Source organism: Halomonas sp. KM007, assembly GCF_050709225.1.
GTDB classification, from domain to species: domain Bacteria; phylum Pseudomonadota; class Gammaproteobacteria; order Pseudomonadales; family Halomonadaceae; genus Vreelandella; species Vreelandella hamiltonii.
In genome coordinates, this window is sequence record NZ_CP136131.1 from 1,113,886 (window position 1) to 1,135,621 (window position 21,736).

Annotated in this window: 17 protein-coding genes; 4 read left to right on the forward strand and 13 right to left on the reverse strand. The window is 59.7% G+C overall.

Annotated elements, in window-relative coordinates:
* Positions 1-15 precede the first annotated feature (15 nt).
* The 4 genes from RVM27_RS05150 to RVM27_RS05165 all read right to left on the reverse strand — a co-directional run bounded on the left by RVM27_RS05150 (position 16) and on the right by RVM27_RS05165 (position 3,880).
* The gene (locus RVM27_RS05150; protein WP_498940317.1) at positions 16-582 is read right to left on the reverse strand and encodes a Bug family tripartite tricarboxylate transporter substrate binding protein; all 567 of its coding nucleotides are present in this window, start codon (positions 580-582) and stop codon (positions 16-18) included.
* 154 nt (positions 583-736) lie between these two features.
* A complete protein-coding gene (locus RVM27_RS05155; RefSeq protein ID WP_287808686.1) occupies positions 737-1,633 on the reverse strand; it encodes a bile acid:sodium symporter family protein in 897 nt (298 codons plus the stop codon).
* Positions 1,634-1,668: 35 nt separating this feature from the next.
* Positions 1,669-3,420: an acyl-CoA synthetase family protein gene (locus tag RVM27_RS05160; protein ID WP_498940315.1), complete on the reverse strand. Its 1,752-nt coding sequence runs from the start codon at positions 3,418-3,420 to the stop codon at positions 1,669-1,671.
* 205 nt (positions 3,421-3,625) lie between these two features.
* A complete protein-coding gene (locus RVM27_RS05165; protein WP_498940313.1) occupies positions 3,626-3,880 on the reverse strand; it encodes a hypothetical protein in 255 nt (84 codons plus the stop codon).
* Positions 3,881-4,038: 158 nt separating this feature from the next.
* Between RVM27_RS05165 and RVM27_RS05170 the strand changes: the two genes are divergently transcribed.
* The 3 genes from RVM27_RS05170 (at position 4,039) to dauA (ending at position 8,558) form a co-directional block, all read left to right on the forward strand.
* The gene (locus tag RVM27_RS05170; RefSeq protein WP_096921413.1) at positions 4,039-4,425 is read left to right on the forward strand and encodes a hypothetical protein; all 387 of its coding nucleotides are present in this window, start codon (positions 4,039-4,041) and stop codon (positions 4,423-4,425) included.
* Between the two features lie 188 nt (positions 4,426-4,613).
* Positions 4,614-6,662, forward strand: coding sequence for a choline BCCT transporter BetT (betT, locus tag RVM27_RS05175; protein ID WP_287808683.1), 2,049 nt, complete (start codon positions 4,614-4,616; stop codon positions 6,660-6,662).
* Positions 6,663-6,821: 159 nt separating this feature from the next.
* On the forward strand, positions 6,822-8,558 hold the full coding sequence (dauA, locus tag RVM27_RS05180) for a SulP family inorganic anion transporter (protein ID WP_498957529.1): 1,737 nt from the start codon (positions 6,822-6,824) through the stop codon (positions 8,556-8,558).
* A 71-nt stretch (positions 8,559-8,629) separates the two neighbouring features.
* Here the strand turns inward: dauA and adhP are convergent, their stop codons facing one another.
* Positions 8,630-9,658, reverse strand: a complete 1,029-nt coding sequence (gene adhP, locus RVM27_RS05185; RefSeq protein WP_287808681.1) for an alcohol dehydrogenase AdhP — start codon at positions 9,656-9,658, stop codon at positions 8,630-8,632.
* Between the two features lie 122 nt (positions 9,659-9,780).
* Positions 9,781-11,301 carry an aldehyde dehydrogenase family protein gene (gene exaC, locus RVM27_RS05190; protein ID WP_498940309.1) on the reverse strand — a complete coding sequence of 507 codons (1,521 nt, stop codon included), beginning with the start codon at positions 11,299-11,301 and terminating at the stop codon, positions 9,781-9,783.
* A gap of 117 nt (positions 11,302-11,418) precedes the next feature.
* Between exaC and RVM27_RS05195 the strand changes: the two genes are divergently transcribed.
* Complete coding sequence (locus RVM27_RS05195) at positions 11,419-12,138, forward strand: response regulator (RefSeq protein ID WP_218314386.1); 720 nt, start codon at positions 11,419-11,421, stop codon at positions 12,136-12,138.
* An 11-nt stretch (positions 12,139-12,149) separates the two neighbouring features.
* On the opposite strand, the gene RVM27_RS05200 is transcribed toward RVM27_RS05195, so the two are convergent.
* The 7 genes from RVM27_RS05200 to RVM27_RS05230 form a co-directional block, all read right to left on the reverse strand.
* A complete protein-coding gene (locus tag RVM27_RS05200) occupies positions 12,150-13,532 on the reverse strand; it encodes a hybrid sensor histidine kinase/response regulator (RefSeq protein WP_218314385.1) in 1,383 nt (460 codons plus the stop codon).
* The gene (gene nosP / locus RVM27_RS05205) at positions 13,510-14,691 is read right to left on the reverse strand and encodes a nitric oxide-sensing protein NosP (protein ID WP_498940307.1); all 1,182 of its coding nucleotides are present in this window, start codon (positions 14,689-14,691) and stop codon (positions 13,510-13,512) included. The genes RVM27_RS05200 and nosP overlap by 23 nt, the downstream gene beginning before the upstream one ends.
* Positions 14,648-16,894, reverse strand: a complete 2,247-nt coding sequence (locus RVM27_RS05210; protein ID WP_498940305.1) for an ATP-binding protein — start codon at positions 16,892-16,894, stop codon at positions 14,648-14,650. Before RVM27_RS05210 ends, nosP begins: the two co-directional genes overlap by 44 nt.
* Positions 16,881-17,387 (reverse strand): putative pterin-binding protein, encoded by a 507-nt coding sequence (locus RVM27_RS05215; RefSeq protein WP_498941693.1) that lies wholly within the window; start codon positions 17,385-17,387, stop codon positions 16,881-16,883. The genes RVM27_RS05210 and RVM27_RS05215 overlap by 14 nt, the downstream gene beginning before the upstream one ends.
* 194 nt (positions 17,388-17,581) lie before the next feature.
* On the reverse strand, positions 17,582-18,397 hold the full coding sequence (locus RVM27_RS05220; protein ID WP_498940303.1) for a DUF2189 domain-containing protein: 816 nt from the start codon (positions 18,395-18,397) through the stop codon (positions 17,582-17,584).
* A gap of 285 nt (positions 18,398-18,682) precedes the next feature.
* On the reverse strand, positions 18,683-19,111 hold the full coding sequence (locus RVM27_RS05225) for a universal stress protein (RefSeq protein ID WP_039175450.1): 429 nt from the start codon (positions 19,109-19,111) through the stop codon (positions 18,683-18,685).
* 13 nt (positions 19,112-19,124) lie between these two features.
* Entirely contained in the window at positions 19,125-21,722 is a 2,598-nt protein-coding gene (locus RVM27_RS05230) for a TRAP transporter permease (protein ID WP_498940302.1), read from the reverse strand.
* Positions 21,723-21,736 lie beyond the last annotated feature (14 nt).

Consider the following 21,736-nt stretch of genomic DNA (forward strand, 5'->3'; position numbering starts at 1 on the left):
TCGATTGCCTCGACGTTAGGGGATACCGGCTTCTTCCAGCAGCAACCGCACCATCAGGTGGCCCGCCGAGCCTTGTACCACGGCACCGCGCACCTGGCCGCGCTGCTCACGAATCGCCTCCAAAAGCGAAGGCAGGTCGTCGTAACCGCTGTCCTTGTTGGCTGCGATCAGGTCGAGGTCGAACCACTGAAAATTGATGTAAGAGAAGTCATCCACGCTGAAATTGGCCCCACCCGTCAGAATCGAGTTGGTCAGGTAAGGGGCGAAGGTGGAGGCATAAACGGTGTAGGCGTCGTCCGGTACGTTCAGCACGTAGTTGGAAGCGACCTGAGTACCCGCCCCGGGGCGGTTGGTGACTTGAATGGGTACGCCAATCTCTTCGGAGATGTATCCCGACATCAAGCGGGCCAACCGATCGGCGCTGCCGCCGGTACCAAACCCGACGACCATGTTGAGCGGGCGTTCCGGGTAGCTGTCTGCTGCAGCAGGCAGCACCATGGCCAGTGACGCTACCGTGACGGTGGCGCCCACCAGCAGGGATTTGAGCGCGCGAGGAAACGAGCTGACAGGTTGCTTGAGCATAGCGATGTCTCTTGTTGTGCGTGTTGTTAGAATCAGGCGGCTGCCTGTAGAGAACAACGCTATCCCACGAAACTGTCATCAACCTTGCACGGGGATCAAAACCAACTAAAGTCTAGTCCCCGCACCTGCCCTCCGGCTGAACCTTCCGACCGACCTACGCAGGTTCGACCTTGGCTTGATCGCGGGCCAATTCCTCCTTTTTCGTTAGCTTGCGGTAAAACACTGCTACGGCCGTGGAATTCAGCACGATAAACAGCGAATACATGACGGGTATGAGCAGAATCAGCTGCTGTGTTTCGCCACTGAACGTCATGATGACGATCAATGCGGCCAGCGGGCCGTTTTGAATCCCCGTTTCAAGAGATACCGTGCGGGCTTTTTGCGGGTTGAGTTTGAGCACGCGGGAGAATAAATAACCGAACAGAAAACCCACCAAACCGAGCAGAATCACCGCTGCATATACCTGCCAGCTGGTCTCCATCAGCAAGCGCCAGTTGCGCGGTGCCCACGTCACCACCAGAAACACGATCACGATAGCCCCCAACACGCCACCTACCAGCTCAATGACGGCGCCAAGGTTGGCATTTTTACGGCGTATCCACATGCCCAACAGCGTTGGAATCAGCAGTACGAACAGCAAGCGGCCAATTTGGTCGGGCGGTATGCGGAAGGCGTCATCGATCCCCTGGGTATAAAACGCCATCCACAGCGGCACCAGAACAAAGCCCGCCAGCGTGGAGCAGATGGTCATCATGATGCTGAGGCTGAGCAGGCTTCGTGAGAAGTAGGCAAAAATATTGGAGGTCGTGCCGCCCGGCATGCACCCCATCAGCACTAGCCCCACGGTATGTTCAACCGACAGGTCGAGAAGGCGCGCCAGGGCAAAGGCGATAAAAGGCATCAGCAGATACTGCGATGAGAAGCCAACCCCAATGGCCTGGGGGTGGCGCATGGAGAGTTTGAAGTCCTTGAAGGTGAGCGATGCCCCCATGCCGAACATGATGATCACCATCATGATCGACAGTAAGCTTTCTTCCAATGGGCTTAGCATGGTGCTGTAACTCCGTAGCCTGCCGCTGTTTGCGGTTATTGTTGTTGAGTCTCGGCGTGACTGCCCTGCACGATGGCACGCACTTCTTTGCGCAGCACCTTGCCAACAGGGGTTTTGGGCAGCTCATCCCAGAACACCACTTTTTTGGGAACCTTGTAGGCGGCAAGCTCTGTTTTACAGTGCCGGATAACGTCCTTGGCGCTTAGCCCCTGTTCACGCAGCACGACGTAGGCGTGAACCGCTTCGCCTGTCTGATCGTCGGGGACACCAATGACGGCGGACTCTTGCACTTGAGGTAAGCGTGCAATGCTGTCTTCTACTTCGTTGGGGTAAACGTTAAATCCACTGACCAGAATCATATCTTTTTTACGGTCGACGATTTGAAAGTGACCATCCTCTGACATGGTTCCCACATCGCCGGTGTAAAGCCAGCCACCTTTCAGCGTTTTGGCAGTCTCTTCCGGGTTGTTCCAGTAACCTTTCATGATTTGTGGGCCGCGCGCGATAATCTCGCCAGGCTCGCCCGGGGCAACCGTCACGCCCTGTTCATCGACGATGCGCACCTGGGTAAACGGCGCGGGAATGCCGATGCTGTCAGCACGCTCATGCCCAATCGGGTTGAAGCAGATCACCGGAGAGCTTTCTGTCAGCCCGTAGCCTTCGGCAATCGGTGTGCCGACCACCGCGCGCCAGCGCTCAGCGACGGATTTATGTAGCGCGGTGCCGCCCGCCATCGCCACTTTCATGTTTTTAGGCGGGTACACGGTGAACCACTCTTCGTTGAGCAGCGCGTTGAACAGCGTATTGACGCCTGAAATCCAGGAGATCGGGTAGTTATCAAAAGCGCGCTGGCAGTTCTGGATAGGCCGCGGGCTGGGCACGAGCACGTTGTGCGCCCCTTTGCTGTAGAACGCCAGCAGGTTCACCGTAAACGCGAAGATATGGTAGATGGGCAGTGCGGTGAGAACGCACTCTTTGCCAACCTCTATGTGGCTGTCAACCACCAGATCGACCTGTTCTAAATTGCTCAGCAGATTGCCGTGCGTCAGCTCTGCGCCTTTACTGACGCCGGTGGTGCCGCCGGTGTACTGCAACAGCGCGGTGTCTTCACGCGCGGTAGCCTGCCAGTAGCGCGCCACGTCAATGCCTTGTTCGGCTTGCCGTTCGCTACCCGTTTGAATGGCCTGGCTCAACGTCACGGCGTTCAGCGAGTGCCTGGGGATGGCTTTGTTCCAATATTTCAGTACGGCATCCAATACCGTGCGTACGACTGGTGAAAACCATTGCGAAAGCGACGTGAGTACGACGTGCTGAATGCCAGTGTTGGGGAGCACGTCCTCCAGCTTGTCGGCAAACATATCCATGATGACAAGCGTCTTGACGCCAGCATCATTGAACTGATGCTCCATTTCTCGACGCGTATAGAGCGGATTGACGTTCACCAGCACACAGCCCGCTTTCAAAACGCCGAAAATGGCCACCGGAAGCGCGAGACAGTTGGGCATTTGCACCGCAACGCGGTCGCCTTTGGCAAGTCCCAGGGTGTCACGCAGGTAAACCGCAAACGCATCGGAGAGAGTATCCGTCTGCCGATAAGCAAGCGTGCCATTCATGCCGTTGGGCATGCAGGTGGTGAACGCGGTGTGGGAGCCAAACTGCTGGGCTGCCGCAGTGACCATCGCGGGAATACTGGCAAAGCGCGGCTGCGGCTGGTCACCTATTGCGTGATGGTGGGTGCCATAAAGATGTGCCCACGGCGCGCTGTCATAGAAGTGATCATTTGACATGCACATTCTCTTCGTTGGGGCCCTTTCATGAAGGGGCCATTGTTTTTATTAGCTTTCTACATGTTTTTCTACCGCACAGGCTCTCCATGGAATAACGCAGCCGCTGAGTTTAAGTCAACCGTTTTAATTTTTGCTTTCGCCAGGTGGGGCGTCAAATAAAAAAATGGGCCAAGCGCAAGACGCACTGGCCCCGTCAGCTCGGCCCTCACACAACCCTCTGACATCTAGTTCCCGCGCCCTCGGTGCGGGGGAGCAGCACATCGGCCACCAGCGGCTCGGGCCAGTCGTCCGGGGTATAGCGCTGCTGGACCAGCGCCGTGAACGGCAGCGCCTCCCGCAGGCCCTGGCGTTCGATGGCCGGTTCACCCTGGCTGGCCTGATGGGTGGCGCCACAGCCACTGAGCAGCGCTACCAGCGCGCCCAGGCGCGCATAGCGGCCAATGAATCCAAGTTCTGGCATGGTGTTCTCCTGTTTCCTGTGCCCCTCACCCTGTGGCGTGATCCTTGCCCCTCCGCATAAGACCACGGTTGTTGCACACTTCCTGCAACCGATTTACACCAAGCCCCTGGATACTGCCATGGTCAACATTAGCCCATTAATGACCCATGAGGTATGCCATGAAAATGTCTCTTAGCCAACGTTTTGCTCCTGCCTTTCTGGCCATTGCCCTGATGCCCCTGGCGTTCACCGCACAGGCCGAGCAACATGAGCACCGTGGCATGGACCGTGAAGCCATGCACGAGCGCATGGAAGAGCGCCGCCAGGAAGTTTACCAGCGCGCCGAGCTGAGCGAAGAGCAGCAAACCGCACTGAATCAGGCCCATGCCGAGCATCGTGAAGCGGTCATGGCGCTGCGTGAGGAGCATCAGGCCCGCGTTGCAGACATTCTGTCAGATGAAGAGCAGCAGGCACTGCGGGATGCCATGCACGAGGTGCACGCCGAATACCGTCAGGAGCACGGCAAGCGTGGTGGCCGCCACGGTGATCAGGCCAATGCTGAATAAGCGTTGATTTAACGTTCGTCCTGCCACCCTGCGCCCAGCTCTGCTGGGCGCAGGGCTATCTATACTCCTGTTTCAACATTTTACGTGGTTGGCTCGTCACTTGAACTGGCGTAGCAAACCGCGTATTTTATTTGAACGTTCATTCAAAAATAATTCTTCCCTTGTCTTAACAACAGGAGTCCGCCTCCATGGCGAAAGACAACTCGACCCTCCCCTCGCGGGATCGACTCAACCCCGTGGTTTTCCACGGCAGCGTCGCCGGTATACTCATCTTTCTGGTGATGACCATGCTGTTTACCGAGCAGGCAGGCGCTTTTTTCGACGCGGGCCTGGCCTGGGTCAGTACCACCTTCGGCTGGTACTACATGCTCGCCATCGTCGCCTACCTGGTGTTCGTGGTGCTGATCGGCATGTCGCGCTTCGGCAGCATACGCCTGGGCCCGGACCATTCACGCCCGGAGTTCTCGCTGCTCTCCTGGTCCGCCATGCTGTTTGCTGCCGGCATTGGCATTGACCTGTTGTTTTTCAGCGTGGCAGAGCCGGTGGCCCACTACCTGGCCCCGCCGGACCTGACGCCTGAAAGCCAAGAGGCCATGCGCAACGCTGTCGTTCAGACTTACCTGCACTGGGGGCTTTCGGGATGGGGGCTCTACGTGCTGATGGGCATGGCACTCGCCTACTTCAGCTACCGCCACCGCTTGCCACTGGCGATCCGCAGCGCCCTCTACCCACTGCTGGGCAAGCGCATCCACGGCCCCATCGGTAATGCCGTGGATATCACGGCGGTCATTTCCACCGTGTTCGGTATCGCCACCAGTCTTGGGATTGGCGTTCTGCAGCTCAATTACGGCCTCAACTACATGTTCGACGTTCCCGAGACGTTGACGGTACAGATCATTCTGATTGGTCTGGTCGTGGTGCTGGCCACCATTTCCGTGGTGACCGGGGTCGAGAAGGGCATTCGCCGCCTCTCCGAGTTCAACATGCTATTGGCGCTGGCGCTGATGCTGTTCGTGCTGTTTTCCGGCGATACCCTGACCCTGCTCGACAAGGTGGTGAACAACGCCGGTGACTATCTCTCCGGGTTTGTCGCTGCCAGCTTCGATACCTACGCGTTTGCCGACGAAGGCGCCCAGGAGTGGAAAATGTGGTGGACCATTTTCTTCTGGGGCTGGTGGATTGCCTGGACGCCTTTCGTGGGCCTGTTCCTGGCGCGTATTTCTCGTGGCCGCACTATTCGCCAATTCGTCGCCGGTGCGCTGTTCATTCCGCTGTCGTTCATGATGGTGTGGATGTCCATTTTCGGTAACAGCGGTATCGAGCTGGTCGCCAATCAAGGCGTCGCCGAGCTGGGCGAACAGGCGTTGAACTCGCCGCAAACCACCCTCTACACGCTGCTGGAGTACTACCCCTACGTCGGTATCACCGCCGCTGTGGTCACCGTGCTGGGCATTGTGTTCTTCATTACTTCTGCCGACTCCGGCGCTTTGGTACTGGCCAACTTCACCTCGATTCTGAGCGACGTGAACCATGATGCCCCGGTGAAGCTGCGCATTTTCTGGTCGGCCGTGATCGGCCTGATTACCGTGGCACTGCTGATGGCAGGCGGACTGAACGCACTGCAAAGCGCCGTGGTGATCACCGCCCTGCCGTTCTCGGTGGTGATTTTTGCCATCATGGTAGGCACCTACAAAGCCTTGAAGCTGGAAGGCAGCAAGGCCGATGCACGCCGCATGATTGCAGGTAGTGCGCCTGGCGGCGATTGGCGCGAGCGCCTGGACCGTGCGCTGGATACCTCCAACCGTGCCGGGGCAGCGGCCACCATCGAGCACGCGATCCGTCCCGCCATGACCCAGTTTGCCCAGGAGCTCGAAAGCCGTGGCCAAACCGCCAACGTGACCGAAGAGCAGGTGGAAGGCGAGTCGCTGCCCACCTTGACGCTGCAGGTCGACTTTGGCGAAGCCACCAGCTTTGTCTATCAGGTCTGCCCGCACCGCATGCGCACCCCGAGCTTCATCCCGGCAGACGATGACTTCTATGTGCGCCTGGATGTCTATCTGGCCGAAGGCGGCCAGGATAAAGACCTCAACGGCTATACCCGTGGTCAGGTGATTGGCGATCTGGTGGCCGAGTACGAACGCCACCTGCACTTCCTGACCCTGGCCGGGGAGCAGATGGGCCATGTGCAAGCCATGCCCGGCACCATCGGCGAGCCACCAGAAGACGCCCAGATGTAGCGTCAGCATGTTCTCCCTGCAATCTCTATCCCGGCCACCGTGCCGGGATTTTTTTATGCCTGTTCGAGACGAACGGTCGAGACTAACGCCTTGTTGTGAGAACGCAGGCTCAGGCGTAGCGTAAGAGCTTGTTTGGCTTATCGTTGAGGAGGCTTTCCCATGTCTCGTGACGCTCGCACGTCGGGATATGTATTCCCGATGCCTGGTAGTGCTCTGTTACAGGCGTGGCGTGAAGGCTATACGCTGGATCGGTTGAAGCGCGATGTTCTGGCGGGATTGACCATCGGCGTGGTCGCGGTGCCCCTCTCCATGGCCTTGGCCGTAGCTACGGGGGTGCCCCCACAACACGGGCTTTACACCGCCATCGTCGCCGGTGCCATCATTGCCTTGACCGGTGGGTCGCGGTTCAACATCTCCGGCCCAACGGCAGCGTTCGTGGTCATCCTCTTTCCTATCGTCGCCCACCATGGTCTCGGCGGGCTGCTCATTGCCACGTTCATGGCGGGCGTCATCCTGGTGGCCCTCGGGCTTTCCAGGCTGGGCAGCCTGATCCAATACGTGCCCTACCCGGTCATTCTGGGCTTTACAGCGGGCATCGGCGTGGTGATTGCGCTGCTGCAGCTGCCTGACTTTCTGGGTTTGAGCGGCATTACGCTCGGCGACAGTACCCTGCACAACCTGCTGTTGATTGGCCAGGCACTGCCGAGCCTGTCGCTGGAAGAGCTCAGCGTGGGGATGGTCACGCTGGCCGTTCTATTGATTTGGCCACGCTTGCACACTCCCCTCCCCGCGCCGCTGGCAGGCCTGGCCATCGGTACGTTGGCCGCCACGCTGTTACTGTGGGGCGGAATAGAAGTGGACACCATTGCGTCTCGCTTCAGTTGGGAGCTTGGCGGTGAACACGGCAACGGCATTCCCCCTTTCGCCCCTGGGCTGATCGCCCCGTGGCATTTTCCCGGCGCCGATGGTCAGCCACTGGTGATCGACTTTGCCTTGATTCAGACGCTGCTGGGCCCCGCCCTGGCCATCGCGCTACTGGCCGCCATCGAGTCGCTACTGTGTGCCGTTGTAGCGGATGGTTTGACACGCACCCGCCACGACCCCAATGCCGAGCTCATTGGCCAAGGCCTGGGCAACATGGTGGTGCCTTTTTTTGGTGGCATTACCGCCACGGCGGCCTTGGCTCGGACTGCCACCAACGTCAAGAGCGGTGCCTTTTCACCTATCGCTGCCGTGGTGCATTCGCTGGTGGTGTTGCTGGCCGTGGTGGCGTTGGCAGGCCTGTTGGGGTTTGTTCCCATGGCCTCTCTGGCGGCGCTGCTGTTCATCATTGCCTGGAACATGAGCGAGGCGCGCCACTTCATGCATACGCTGAAAAGCGCCCCCGCCAGCGATGTGGCGGTGCTGCTCATCTGCTTCGGGCTGACGGTGATTTTCGATATGGTCATCGCGGTGGCCGTCGGTATCGGGCTGGCAGCCGCCCTGTTCATCCGCCGAATGGCTCAACTGACCCATACTCAGCGCCTGGACTCACCCTCTACAGGAGAGTGCTTTCCACCAGAGGCCGCACTCTACAGGATGAGCGGCCCGCTGTTTTTTGGCGCCGCCGAAAAGGCCATCGCCACGCTACGCATCGTGGACTCCGACGTTCGTATGGTCGTGCTAGACATGCACGAGGTGCCCAGCCTGGACACCACCGCCATCGTGGCACTGGCGTCGCTGCGCCGAGAGCTGGGCGAGCAAGGCGTAGGGATCATCTTCGTGGGGCTACCGCCACGCCTGGCGTTGAAACTGAAGCGCGCAGGCATCAAGCGTGAAACAGGCAAACTGGCGGTCGTCCGTACGCTTGCTCACGCGGAGCGTATGTCTCGCCGCTGGCTAGGTGGTGGCCGATAGCGAACCTGGGGGTGTGAAGTACTAAAATAGGGGAAGTAGCCTTCCCCTGAGGTGATGCCATTCACTGGCTATTAGCTCGCCATGTCCAACACGATGCGACCTTCGATCTTGCCGTCGATCATGCGCTGGAAGACATCGTTGATATTATCTAGCGTATCTGTCGCTACCGTGGCCTTCACCTTGCCTTCGGCAGCGAAGTCCAGCGCTTCCTGCAGGTCGCTGCGTGTGCCGACGATGGACCCGCGAATGGTAATGCCGTTGAGTACCGTGTTGAAGATCGGCAGCGGAAAATCGCCGGGCGGCAGCCCATTCAGCACCAGCGTGCCACCGCGACGCAGCATGTTTTGCGCCTGATCGAAAGCCTTCGGTGAAACGGCCGTGACCAATGCCCCATGAGCACCGCCAATGGTCTTCTTCAGATAGGCCGCCGGGTCGGTTTTCATGGCGTTGACCGTCACCGTCGCCCCCAGACGTTCGGCCAGGGCAAGTTTGCCGTCATCGATATCCACCGCTGCGACGTTCAGCCCCATGGCCTTGGCATACTGCACGGCCATGTGCCCCAGCCCACCAATCCCGGAGATCACCACCCACTGGCCCGGGCGAGTGTCGGTCATCTTCAAGCCTTTATAGACCGTCACCCCAGCGCACAGCACCGGAGCGATATCGATGAAATCCACTGACTCCGGCAGGCGCCCCACATAGCCTGCATCTGCCAATGTATAGTCGGCAAAGCCGCCGTTGACGCTATAGCCGGTGTTTTGCTGAGATTCGCACAGCGTCTCCCACCCGCCCAGGCAGTGCTCGCAGTAGCCACAGGCGGAGTAGAGCCAGGGAACACCAATGCGGTCCCCCTCTTTGACATGGGAGACGCCCTCTCCAACGGCCACGATGTAGCCGACGCCCTCATGCCCAGGAATGAACGGTGGCGAAGGCTTGACCGGCCAATCGCCGTGTGCGGCGTGTAAATCGGTATGGCAAACCCCAGAGGCCGCCACTTTCATCAGTACTTCGCCCTGCTTAGGGCGCGGTACATCGACTTCTTCGATGACCAGCGGCTGGCCAAACTCGCGAACCACTGCCGCGCGCATTGTGCTATCCATGTGCAACTCCTCTTGATGGTCGATACGGCCATTTGAAAACGGCTCTTATCGATAGAGTCAGCGTCAGGGGGGCTGACAATACCGCCCGGCAGCTGCCGGGCGGCGTTATACATAGATGCAGGCTAGAAAAAGCCCAGCGGGTTGATGTCGTAGCTGACCAGCAGGTTTTTGGTCTGCTGGTAATGTTCCAGCGCGACCTTGTGGGTTTCACGGCCAACCCCGGACTTCTTGTAGCCACCGAAGGCCGCATGGGCCGGGTACTGGTGGTAGCAGTTGGTCCACACGCGGCCTGCCTGAATGCCACGCCCCATGCGGAAGGCCACGTTGATGTCGCGGCTCCACACGCCTGCCCCCAGGCCAAACTCGGTGTCGTTGGCGATGGCCAGCGCTTCCTCTTCGTCCTTGAAGGTCGTGACGGCCACCACCGGGCCAAAGATCTCTTCCTGGAACACGCGCATCTGGTTATTGCCTTTCAGCAGCGTGGGCTGAATGTAGTAACCGCTGTTGATGCTGTCGTCGAGGGTCTCCTTGTCACCCCCAGTGAGGAACTCCGCGCCCTCGTCACGGGCGATGTCCATGTAGGACATGATCTTGTCGAACTGCTCCTGGGAGGCCTGAGCGCCTACCTGGACATCGGTATCCAGCGGGTTGCCGCGCTTGATGGTTTTGGTGCGTTCGAGCACTTTGGCCATGAACTCGTCGTACATGCTCTCCTGAATCAGCGCACGCGACGGGCAGGTACACACTTCGCCCTGGTTGAAAAAGGCCAGTACCAGGCCCTCGACCGCCTTATCGATGAAGGACGGTTCGGCCTGCATGATATCGGCGAAGTAGATATTGGGCGACTTGCCGCCCAGCTCGACAGTAGAGGGAATGATGTTCTCGGCCGCACACTTGAGAATATGCGACCCTACGGGCGTCGAGCCGGTAAAGGCAATCTTGGCAATACGCTTGCTGGTGGCCAGCGCCTGACCGGCTTCCGCGCCGAAACCGTTGACGATATTGAGCACGCCAGGCGGCAGCAGGTCACCGATCACCTCGACCACTTTCAAAATGGAAGCGGGCGTCTGCTCGGCGGGCTTGAGCACCACGCAGTTCCCGGCAGCCAGCGCGGGGCCAAGCTTCCAGGCAGCCATCAGAATGGGGAAGTTCCAGGGGATAATTTGCCCGACGACCCCCAGCGGCTCGTGAAAGTGATAGGCCACGGTATTGGCGTCAATGTCGGCCGCGGTGCCCTCCTGGGACCGCAGGCAGCCCGCGAAGTAACGGAAATGGTCGACCGCCAGCGGAATGTCGGCATTGAGCGTTTCCCGCACGGCCTTGCCGTTATCCCACGTTTCGGCCACGGCCAGCATTTCGAGGTTTTGCTCTATGCGGTCGGCGATCTTGAGCAGAATGTTGCTGCGCTCTTGCGCGGAGGTCTTGCCCCAGGCAGGCGCTGCCTGATGGGCGGCATCCAGCGCTTTTTCGATGTCTTCGGCGCTGGAGCGGGGAATTTCACAGAACACTTTGCCATTGACTGGGCTAATGTTGTCGAAGTATTGGCCCTTCACCGGAGGTACGAACTCACCGCCGATGTAGTTGCCATAGCGTTTTTCGAACGAGACGACTGAGCCCGATTCACCTGGGTTGGCGTAGATCATGGTACTGCTCCTGAGTATTATGATTATTAAAAGGTGCCTATTCAGTGTTGGTCACCGAAGGCAATCCCGGTATCGCCCAATGGCAGGATGCACCCTCATTCCTTGGTAGGAGATGCTATGTATTCGCTACTAGTGGCCGATGACCACCCGCTGTTTCGCGACGCGCTTCAAGCGGTCATCCGCGGCGGGCTGGCCGACACGCAGCTGTTGGAGGCTGACAGCCTGGCGGCAGCCATGGCGCATATCGAGGCACACGACACGCTGGACTTGCTGCTACTGGATTTGAGCCTGCCGGATGCCGACGGCCTGGAAGGGTTGAAAACGTTGCGCAGCGCCTTTCCCTGGCTGCCGGTGGCCATTGTCTCGGCGCATCAGGAGCGCCAACTGGTGCTGGATGCCATCACCCAGGGCGCGGTGGGCTATATCCCCAAGTCCACCCCTGGCGAGCAGCTATTGTCGGCGCTGGAGCAGATACTCCAGGGCCAGCTGTATCTGCCTGCCGATATCATGCGCCGCCCTCCTGCCCAGCGCGCCCCTGTCGCGGCCAGTGTCTCCTCGTCGACCGCCCTCCAGGACGTCGAACGACCCGGGCGCCTACCGCGCTTGACCGACAAGCAGTTGGATGTATTGAGCTGCATGAGCCAGGGGATGTCGAACAAGCAGATCGCGCGGGAACTGACGATTGCCGAAACCACCGTCAAGACCCATGTTTCCGCCATCCTGCGCAAACTGGGCGCGTCCAGCCGTGTGCATGCCATCGTGCTGGCCAGCGAAGAGGATCTGAGCAGCCATATTGCCCAGCGCACTGCCGGTCTGCCGGGCAAGCCCTCCCCTTGAGCCAACGCGCCCTATCCTGGCGGATGGTTCTCCAGTAGCGTTCCCAGCAGCATCTTGAGCCGCAGGGGCTTCAGAGGCTTCAGCAAGTAGTGCAGGCCTGCTTCCCGAGAGGCGCGCTTGACCGCAGCTTCGTGGTTGGCGGTAATGACGACGGTCGCCAGGCCGGGGTAACGCCGCCGCAGTCGCGCGGCCAGATCGATACCATTCTCACGATGCTCACCCAGGTGATAATCCACCAGCAGAACCGCAGGTCGCTCCCCGTCACTGGCCGCCTCCAGCGCACTCACCGTGGCGGCAGCACGCACGCGGCAACCCCAACCGCCGAGCAGTGCCTGCATGCCCGCGAGGATGTCCGGGTCATCATCCACCACCCACACCACGCAGCCCTGTAGAGGGTCTTCGTGCCACCAACCAGCGCCCACACCACTTGCAGACGCGGCACCGGCCGATCCCGCATAGGGCACGAGAACGGAGAACAGGGAGCCGCGCCCGGGGCGCGACGTAAGCGCAATCGGGTGCTCCAGCATGGCGCTGATACGGTCGACGATGGCCAGGCCCAGCCCAAGCCCGCGGCTGTGGTCTCCCTGAGGCTGGCTGGCACGCCGAAATTCGAGAAAGATCGCCTGCCGCTGCGCTTCAGGAATACCGGTGCCCGTATCTCCCACCATGATCTCGAGCCCGTTGGTTCGCCGCCGACATCCCAACAACAGGTGCCCCTGTTCGGTGTAGCGCACGGCGTTACTCAGGAAGTTGCGCACCACTCGCGCCAGCAGCGCCAGATCCGAGTCCACCCAGGCCCGAGACGCCACGTAGTGAAACGACAAGCCGCGCACGGCAGCCACCTGACGATACTCCTCGGCCAGCGCATCCAGCAGGGTACTCACGGCAAAGGGTGCCTTGTCGGCGTGGAGCACCCCGGCGTCCAGCCGTGAAATGTCCACCAGCGTGCCCAGCAAGCCTTCGACATCCTTCAAGGAGCGGCCGATATGCCCCACCAACGCCTGCGAGGCATCGGGCAGGGTGTGAGATTCCAGCGCACTGGCAAACAGCCGCGCGGCGTTCAAGGGCTGCAGCAAGTCATGGCTGACCGCCGCCAGAAAGCGGGTCTTGGAGAGGTTGGCAGCTTCGGCCTGGGCATTGGCCGCCAACAGCCGAGCATTCACGCGCCCCAGTTCGTCCAGCGCACGGTGCAGGGCATCGGTGCGCTCACGCACCTGCTCGGACAGCAGTACCGAGCGCTCGAACGCGGCATACGGGGCGCCACTGGGGCTGCCGCCTGACTCCACGCGCGCCATCAACGCCTGGCATACTTTGCGCAAACGGCGATTTTCCTCCTGCAGCGTTGCCAGAGTCGGCTGTTCACCGTGTTGCTCAGGCGGCTGGAAGAGCGCCAAAGGCCACCCCCGTAAAGGTCTGATTGACGTGCATGCCATGATGCTGCTCACCGTAGGTATTGAAACCGACCACGTTGGCATGGCGCAGCAGCGTCGAGGCCTGAGCCAGCTGCCCCAACGACTCGAGCGCCATGCGCCGCAAAAAGCAGTCACAGCCAAGGATAGCCACTGGCGCCCCCAGGCGAGCTTCCACACGTGCCAGCATGGTCGCCAGGTTCTCCAACAAGGGGGCCGGCTGCATGGCGGTGAGGACGATGCCGTTTTCAACGGCACAGTAAAAGCTCAGGCTGTCGTCGTCATTGACGCGCTGGATGGAGCGAATGTAGTGCTGGCCTCCCAATCGCACGGCCAGCGGGTGCTGGGCAAACACCACGGGGTCCAGTGCCGCCACCGGACGCCCTACCAGTTCGGCATAGAGCTGGGCCGCGGGCAACCCATTCAGCTCATGTACCCGCCGCTGCTCATGGTCGACCGCCGTCACCACCAGCTTGTGCGCCAAGGGTCGCAAATGATGCGTGGAAAACACCTCGAACGGCAGCTGAGTATTGATCATCACCACCACGGCAGCCTGGGTGTGAAAGCGGCCATTCGCGTAGACATGGGTATGGGACAAGTGATTGTCGTCACCGGCCGAGCCTCCGAAGCTGGGAATGCGCCCCAGCGCGGCATCCAGCGTGGCCAGCACCTGCTCTTCTCGGCTCGACAAGCCATCCAGCAGCGTGAGCGCAAAGCTGTGTTCATTGACGGGCGCCACCGCCTGCTGCCGACAATGATCCAGCAAGGTGTCGACCAGTGACTGAGCCACGGCGAGATCAAAACCTTCGAGATCGTCGATCAATGCCGTTTCGACGGCGAAAAACCGCTGATCGAGACATATGGCGACAATGGACCCTCGCTCGTAACCTTGCGGAGTCAGCTCACCTGCCGTGGTACAACCGCAGATGGGCAGCTCACCAAAGGCCTCACCAAGCGCCGTTGCCAATGCCTCCAATGGGTACCCCGCGCTGCAAAAGAACAGCAAAAATCCCGCATTGGGGTGGTGCAGTTGGGAAGCCAGCTCTGCGGCCGCCTGAGCGGGGTCGGCATGGCGACTTGCAGCCGTACGAATACCGCTGTCAGTAGAGTTGATGGTCACGACGCCATTTCTCCAGCGCTGCATGAGTACGACCTGCGCAGTGGCGTACGCTGCTGAATGCACGCATCAGTTGCTCACCTTCGGGCGCAGGCATATCGGCCATCAGCTCCAGGCGCTTGGCCTCGGCAGCCAACCGCTCGGCTCCGATGCTCAACGACTCGCCGCGCAGCTGGTGCGCTAGCCGCTTCACTTGCAGTGCCTGTTCGCTGCCCACGTGCCCTTCACGGGAGAAGTAGCCGGCTAGCTGCGCGGTATAGTCGCTGACTTGCTGGTGATAAAGCACGATCAGTTGGGTCACACTCTCGCTACCCAACGAGGCCAACAGCGTTTGCAGTGCGGTCTCGTCCAACAGGCACGCGTCATCATGCTCTTCCCGTGTCTCAGGCATGCTGGGTAGAAGCTGCCCGTGCTGTTCGGTCAGGTGCAGTGCCAGCACATTGCTCAATGCCAGCAGCGATAGCGGCTTGGTGATGTAATCGTTCATCCCGGCGGCCAGACAGCGCTGACGGTCATCGTCTGCACCGCCCGCGGTCATGGCGATGATGGGCACCTGCTGACACCAGCCTGCCTGTTGGCGCAGTCGACGCGTGACCTCGATGCCGCTCATATCGGGCAGCTGGATATCCATGAACACCAGGTGTACTGGCTGACGCTTGACCATGTTCAGCGCTTCATGACCATTTTCGGCACACACCACTTCACACCCCAGTCGCGAGAGCAAGCCCACGGCCACTTTCCGATTGACGGCATTATCTTCCACCAGCAGTAGCGAGAACCCCGCAAAATCCTTGGAAGGAACGACGGGCAAGGGAGCATCGATCGGGCTTGCTTCGACCAAAGGCAGCTCACACCAGAACGTACTGCCCTGACCAGGCTCGCTGTTCACTCCCATGCGGCCCTGCATGGCTTCGCACAAGCGCTTGCAAATCGCCAGCCCCAGCCCGGTACCCCCGTAGCGCCTGGCGACGCTCTCGTCGGCCTGCTGAAAGGGTTCGAACAAGGATGCCTGCTGTTCAGGGTGGATGCCGCACCCGGTATCGCGGATTTCAAATACCAGTACGTTGACGGTAGAACTGACGCGGATGGTGACGCTGCCATGATCGGTGAACTTGATGGCGTTGGCGATCAGATTGAGCAGAATCTGGCGCAGCCGACCAGCATCGATCATGACCCAGGCGGGCACCAGCGCATCGATATACAGCGAGAGCTGCACGCCCTTGGCCTGAGCCCTGGGTTCGAACAGTGCCATGACGCCTTCCACCAAGGGGGGGAGCGCCGTGGGGATCGTTTCCAACGTCAAATGACCTGCCTCGATCTTGGAGAAGTCGAGAATCTCGTTGATCATGGCCAGCAGCTGATTGGCGCTCTCGTGGATCGTTCGGGCGTAATCTTCTACCTGAGCAGGGCTGGCAGGCTCACGCAGCAGTTCGCTCATCCCGATCACGCCGTTCAGAGGCGTACGAATTTCATGGCTGACCATGGCCAGGAAATCGGATTTGGCATGGTTGGCCGCTTGCGCCTGGCGAGCGGTCACCTGAAGCTGTTTGCCCAGCTGCTCCTGTTCACGGCGCGCGGCCGCGCTTTCCCGCATTTCACGCACCAAAAACGCAATGACCAGCAAGACGGCCACGCTCATTCCGAACAGCAGCGTAATGAGCAGCTTGTACAGCGCGCTCAACAAGGCGCGCTCTTCTGTTGCCGATTCGGCGAGATAGCCATTGATCGCAATCACGAAACGTTCGGTCAGGCGAGTGAGGGCCTGCAGCTCTGTTTCCAGTTCCGTGATGGGCAGTGGGGTCAGCACGGCATAGGGCTCGAACATGGGGTCAAGCCGATCCAGTTGTTGTTGAATCGACGCCAATAGCTCCCTCGCCGCACTGATACTCTGCAATAGCGAACTCACCTCGCCTTCTCGCAGCAGCGTGATGCGGCTGTAGAGCAGCTCGAACCTCAGGTTGAGCGCGTCTTGAGCGGTGGGAGAGAGCGAAGTACGCGTTTCTGCCAGCAGATGATTCAATAGCTGAACGGCATCGCGATCGAGTTTATAGACCACCCAGGCCGTATCTTCACGCAAGCTCTGGGTCAGGTTGTCTTGGCGCCATGCGGAGAGCCCTGCCACCACCAGTGCGGCGGCAAACAGCAGCACCGTGATGATGGCCAGCAGCTTGAGACGCCGAGGGTAACGCAGCAAGCGAGGTGCCCGAGGCGTAGACTCACTGGCGGACATTGATATGCATTGCCTGCCAGACTGCCCTGAAGCGCATGCGCTCGCTCAGCAGTGCTTCGTCATGATCGAAAGGGTAAAGCACCCATAGCGGGCCATACTCACGAATCGGGATGGCTTGATCATCGCGCTCCAGCGCGAGAATGACATCGTAGTCGTAAAAGTCACTGATCGGGATTTCCGCCTCGTAACCATTCAGCGCGGCAACGTTGACGGTATCTCCCTCGCTCTCCAGGAACTCCAGCAGCGTGCGCATCAACGGCCCACGGTAGTGGCTTTTGCCTTCTGTCCACGGTGTCCCCGTGGTAAACGAGTGCTGCGGCAACGCCAGCAGCATCTCATGGTCGAATTGTGCCTCATGCTCTGCGTTGGTGGCTCCGATGCCACCGTCGACCGTGAGAATGACAGGCCCTTCAGGCGCTTCCAGCGGTTTTGTCGTCTCTGCCAGCACTGCATGAGGAATGCTGAACGCCAGCATGATCCACCCCAATAACATCGCTTTCACTACTATGCCCTCGTATCGTATTGCCCTGAGCGCACCACGCGAATCAAGCCTTGCGACAGGAATAAAATAAAAAGAGATGGCGCCTAGGGTACGCCATCTCGATTCACAGGTCAGGCTAATTACGATGTTTCTGGCCCGTCGCGAATGACATCCTCCTACCGAGGTGACATTGCATCAACGTATCATCAGGTCTTCAGCTGCTCGATGGGCTCAAAGCGCACCAGCTCTTCGTAGGCGTGCCAGCTGGCATGCCCAAGCACGGGCAGAATCAGCGCCAAGCCGATATAGAACGTCATGACACCCACCAGCACACAACCAGTCAGGATGGCGGCCCACAGCAACATCGGGCGGAAATTGCGTGCCACGCAGCGCACGCTGGCTTCGATGCCTTCCATGAAGGTCAGGTCTTGATCCATCAGCGTCGGAATGGCCACCACGCTGATCGCAAACGCGCCAAAGGCAAGCACTCCTCCTGCCACTGTGCCAACGGCCAACATTCCCAACCCCTCGGGCGTAGTGAGCAGCGCGGTATACAGCGTAGCGGGGCTCGGCACTTCAAAACCGAAGAATAGCGCGAACAGCAGTGTGGCCAAGCGAATCCAGGCGAGGAAGAAAATCATCATCATCACGCCCATCATGGCCAACTGACCCGCATGGGGCTTCCAACTGCCAAACGCATCGCCCAGGTTGGGCGCGCGCCCCTGCTCAAGGGCACGGCTGATACCGTAAGACCCAACGGCCACTAACGGCCCCACGAACATGAACCCGGCAATCATGGGCAGCAGCCAGTACCAGTAACCCAGCGTGAAGGCCCCAGCCGTAATGGCAATACTCAAGCCCACCCAGAACAGTCCGTACGCCAGACTGATGGCGGACGCGCGACGAAAATCTTCTACGCCAGCGGCCAGCCAGGCTCTTGGCCTGTCCATGCCTACCTTGTTGATAGTGATCTTGACGTTGGGCACACCTGCCACTGGCTGTGTTTTTGTTGTTACATTCATGGCGTAACTCCCGTGATTTACCCCAGATGGCGTTGTCGCACCAAACACTCAGGCAAATGCTTCCCCTGTGTGATGACACCATTAATTCCACGTTAATGGCTTAATGCTCTTTTAATGTAGTTGAGTTGTTTCCAGGCAAAGCGCTTTCATGGAGTCACGTACAAAAAATCCTCAAGAGGGTCCATTACCAACGAATAATTCGATGCATTAGCGCTGGGTAATATGCAAAAAAACGCGCCAGGCTAGATGCCTGGCGCGTTGCTTGGGTACTTTCGAAGCGAGCAGTTAGCGCACGATCATGACCGACACTTTGGCATGATGCACGACGTGCTCGGCGTTGGGGCCCAGCACATAATCGACGAACTTGCGCTTGGTATGCGAGGCCATCACGATCAGGTCGGCATCGATTTTCTTGCCGACCTTGATGATGGCCTCCCAGGGCGAGCCATCAACGATCACGCTTTGGGTCTTGATCCCTTCAGGCACCTGCTCCTTGATGAACGTATGCTGCGCCTCCTTGATGGCAGAGTGGGCTTTTTCCGAGAAATTTTTCGGAAAGTAGGCCCCCACCATGGGCATCTTGAACTCTGGCAGTACCGTCACGATATGTAGCGATGCTCCAAAGGTCTGGCACAATGTCACTGCCGTGGGCAGCGCCTTCTTCCATGACGCTTCTTCGTTCAGGTCCACCGGCAGCAGGATCTTCTGATACATGATCGTGGTCTCCTCAGGTGTTGGCCATGGCCGCACGCTCTTTCTCGCGACGACGGCGCTGCAGCATGACGACAAAGGCAAAGAGGACGAACCCGGGAATCCACATCCACTCTTTTGCCCAGCGGTCGACGGGCGCCAGCACTTCGATGATTTCCTGATCGAAATCGAAGCCCAGATCCTGCGCCAGGCCGCCGAACTGCACGAAGTCGACCGTGGCCTGATCACCGTCTACCCACAGCTCCATGCCCAGACGCTCCATGCGTTCTTCAGCGGAATCGCCACGCGGTACAGGCACCAGAATATACGTGGTCATGGGGTCGCCGAAGTTGTCTTCTCCCGCGATTTGCACGCGCAGGTTACTGCCATCTTCGACTTGCCCAAGTGCTTCTGCAAACTGTGCTGGCGGCACCGACTCGTACGGATCATGGATGCGGTCCATCCAATAACCGGGGCGGAACAGGGTAAAGGCAACCAGTAGCAGCAGCAGCGACTCGTACCAGCGGCTGCGAACCAGCATGTAGCCTTGGGTTCCCGCCGCGAAGATCAACATGGCAATGGTCGCGATGATGAACACCACGATCCCCTGCAGGAACGAAACGTCGATCAGCAGCAGGTCGGTATTGAAGATGAACAGGAACGGCAGGGCCGCCGTGCGCAGGCTGTAATAGAACGCCTGGAAGCCCGTCCGCAGAGGATCGCCCCCCGACACCGCAGCCGCCGCAAACGACGCCAGGCCCACCGGGGGCGTCACGTCGGCCATGATACCGAAGTAGAACACGAACAGGTGCACGGCAATCAGCGGCACGATCAAGCCGTTCTGCTGGCCCAACAGGACGATGACGGGGGCCATCAGCGCCGACACCACGATGTAGTTGGCAGTGGTCGGCAGCCCCATACCCAGAATCAGGCTCAGCAGCGCCGTCAGCAGCAGAATCATCATCAGATTGCCGCCCGACAGCACTTCGACCACGTCGGCCAGCACCAGGCCTACGCCAGTCTGGGATACCGCACCCACCACGATCCCGGCGGTGGCCGTGGCGATACCGATCCCAATCATGTTGCGAGCACCGGCTACCAGACCATCCCAGAGGTCAAGGAAACCCTCCTTGATGTCGGCGGCCATTTTGCTACGGCCACGGAACAGAGCGGTGATTGGCCGCTGGGTAACCATGATGAAGATCATGAACACGGTTGCCCAGAAGGCAGACAGCCCCGGCGAGAGCCGTTCGACCATCAAGCACCAGACCAGCACCACGACCGGCAGGATGTAGTGCAGCCCGACCATGACCGTGGGACGCGTCTGAGGCAGCGTGACGACCTTGGAGTTGGGGTCGTCCATCTCCAGCTCAGGGTAGCCCGCCCCGATTTTCAGCAGGCCCACGTAGGCCACTGCCAGCAGCACCGCGACGACCCAGGGAGTCGCATCACCCAACAGCGGTTTCAGCCACCCCAGGCCATAATAGACCGCAAACGAGAGAGCCATGATCAGAATCAGACCGGTCAGGAAGCCCAGCACCTTGTTGATCAACGGGCGTGCCGGGTTGCTGGACGGCAGACCGGTCATGTTCGCCTTCAGTGCCTCGAGGTGGACGATATAGATCAACGCAATGTAGGAAATGATGGCCGGCAGGAACGCATGCTTGATGACTTCCACATAGGGAATGCCGACATACTCCACCATCAGGAAGGCGGCAGCCCCCATGACCGGCGGCATGATCTGGCCATTCACCGAAGAAGCGACTTCCACCGCGCCCGCTTTCTCCGAGCTGAAGCCAACGCGTTTCATCATGGGGATGGTAAAGGTACCGGTGGTGACCGTATTGGCAATCGAAGAGCCCGAAATCAGTCCCGTCATGCCCGAGGCCACCACCGCTGCCTTGGCCGGACCGCCCTTGAAGTGCCCCAGCATCGAGAAGGCCACTTTGATGAAATAGTTACCGGCCCCTGCCTTATCCAGCAAGGCGCCAAACAGTACGAACAGAAAAACGAAGCTGGTAGAGACGCCGACTGCAATGCCGAACACCCCTTGCGTGCCCAGCCACTGGTGGTTGATCAAACCGTTCAGGCTGACTCCGCGATGCGCCAGAATACCCGGCATATAAGGCCCAAACAGGGAGTAGGCGATAAACACCCCGGCCACGATCATCAGCGGTGGCCCTAACGCACGGCGGGCGGCTTCCAGCAGCAGCACAATGCCGACGACGCCGACCACCACGTCCTGGGTGATGGGCCTGCCCGGACGCTGAGCCAAATCGCCAAAGAACAGAAACAGATAGGCGCCGCAGAAGGCGGCAACCGCAGCCAATCCCCAATCCAGCAGCGGCACGCGATCACGCGGCGAGCGCTTGAACGCAGGATAGGCCATGAAGGCCAGAAACAGCGCAAATGCCAGGTGAATGGAGCGCGCTTCCGTAGAGTTGAAAACGCCGAACCCGAGCATGAAAGGAAGTGGCGATGCAATCCATAGCTGAAATAGCGACCAGGCAGCTGCAATACTTACCAGCAGCTTACCCGGCACGCCCAGGGGCTTCCTTGCCCCTGTATCGCTGGAAGCGACCATATCCTCCAGGTCGCTTTCCGCGGCTGCCGAAGGTTGTTTGTCATCACGCATACGCTTGCCCTGCC

Excerpts from the sequence above, each read along its gene's own strand:
- RVM27_RS05150 (WP_498940317.1), bottom strand. The coding sequence starts at position 582 with ATGCTCAAGCAACCTGTCAGCTCGTTTCCTCGCGCGCTCAAATCCCTG.
- RVM27_RS05155 (WP_287808686.1), bottom strand. The coding sequence starts at position 1,633 with ATGCTAAGCCCATTGGAAGAAAGCTTACTGTCGATCATGATGGTGATC.
- RVM27_RS05160 (WP_498940315.1), bottom strand. The coding sequence starts at position 3,420 with ATGTCAAATGATCACTTCTATGACAGCGCGCCGTGGGCACATCTTTAT.
- RVM27_RS05165 (WP_498940313.1), bottom strand. The coding sequence starts at position 3,880 with ATGCCAGAACTTGGATTCATTGGCCGCTATGCGCGCCTGGGCGCGCTG.
- RVM27_RS05170 (WP_096921413.1), top strand. The coding sequence starts at position 4,039 with ATGAAAATGTCTCTTAGCCAACGTTTTGCTCCTGCCTTTCTGGCCATT.
- betT (WP_287808683.1), top strand. The coding sequence starts at position 4,614 with ATGGCGAAAGACAACTCGACCCTCCCCTCGCGGGATCGACTCAACCCC.
- dauA (WP_498957529.1), top strand. The coding sequence starts at position 6,822 with ATGTCTCGTGACGCTCGCACGTCGGGATATGTATTCCCGATGCCTGGT.
- adhP (WP_287808681.1), bottom strand. The coding sequence starts at position 9,658 with ATGGATAGCACAATGCGCGCGGCAGTGGTTCGCGAGTTTGGCCAGCCG.
- exaC (WP_498940309.1), bottom strand. The coding sequence starts at position 11,301 with ATGATCTACGCCAACCCAGGTGAATCGGGCTCAGTCGTCTCGTTCGAA.
- RVM27_RS05195 (WP_218314386.1), top strand. The coding sequence starts at position 11,419 with ATGTATTCGCTACTAGTGGCCGATGACCACCCGCTGTTTCGCGACGCG.
- nosP (WP_498940307.1), bottom strand. The coding sequence starts at position 14,691 with ATGCAGCGCTGGAGAAATGGCGTCGTGACCATCAACTCTACTGACAGC.
- RVM27_RS05210 (WP_498940305.1), bottom strand. The coding sequence starts at position 16,894 with ATGTCCGCCAGTGAGTCTACGCCTCGGGCACCTCGCTTGCTGCGTTAC.
- RVM27_RS05215 (WP_498941693.1), bottom strand. The coding sequence starts at position 17,387 with ATGTTATTGGGGTGGATCATGCTGGCGTTCAGCATTCCTCATGCAGTG.
- RVM27_RS05220 (WP_498940303.1), bottom strand. The coding sequence starts at position 18,397 with ATGAATGTAACAACAAAAACACAGCCAGTGGCAGGTGTGCCCAACGTC.
- RVM27_RS05225 (WP_039175450.1), bottom strand. The coding sequence starts at position 19,111 with ATGTATCAGAAGATCCTGCTGCCGGTGGACCTGAACGAAGAAGCGTCA.
- RVM27_RS05230 (WP_498940302.1), bottom strand. The coding sequence starts at position 21,722 with ATGCGTGATGACAAACAACCTTCGGCAGCCGCGGAAAGCGACCTGGAG.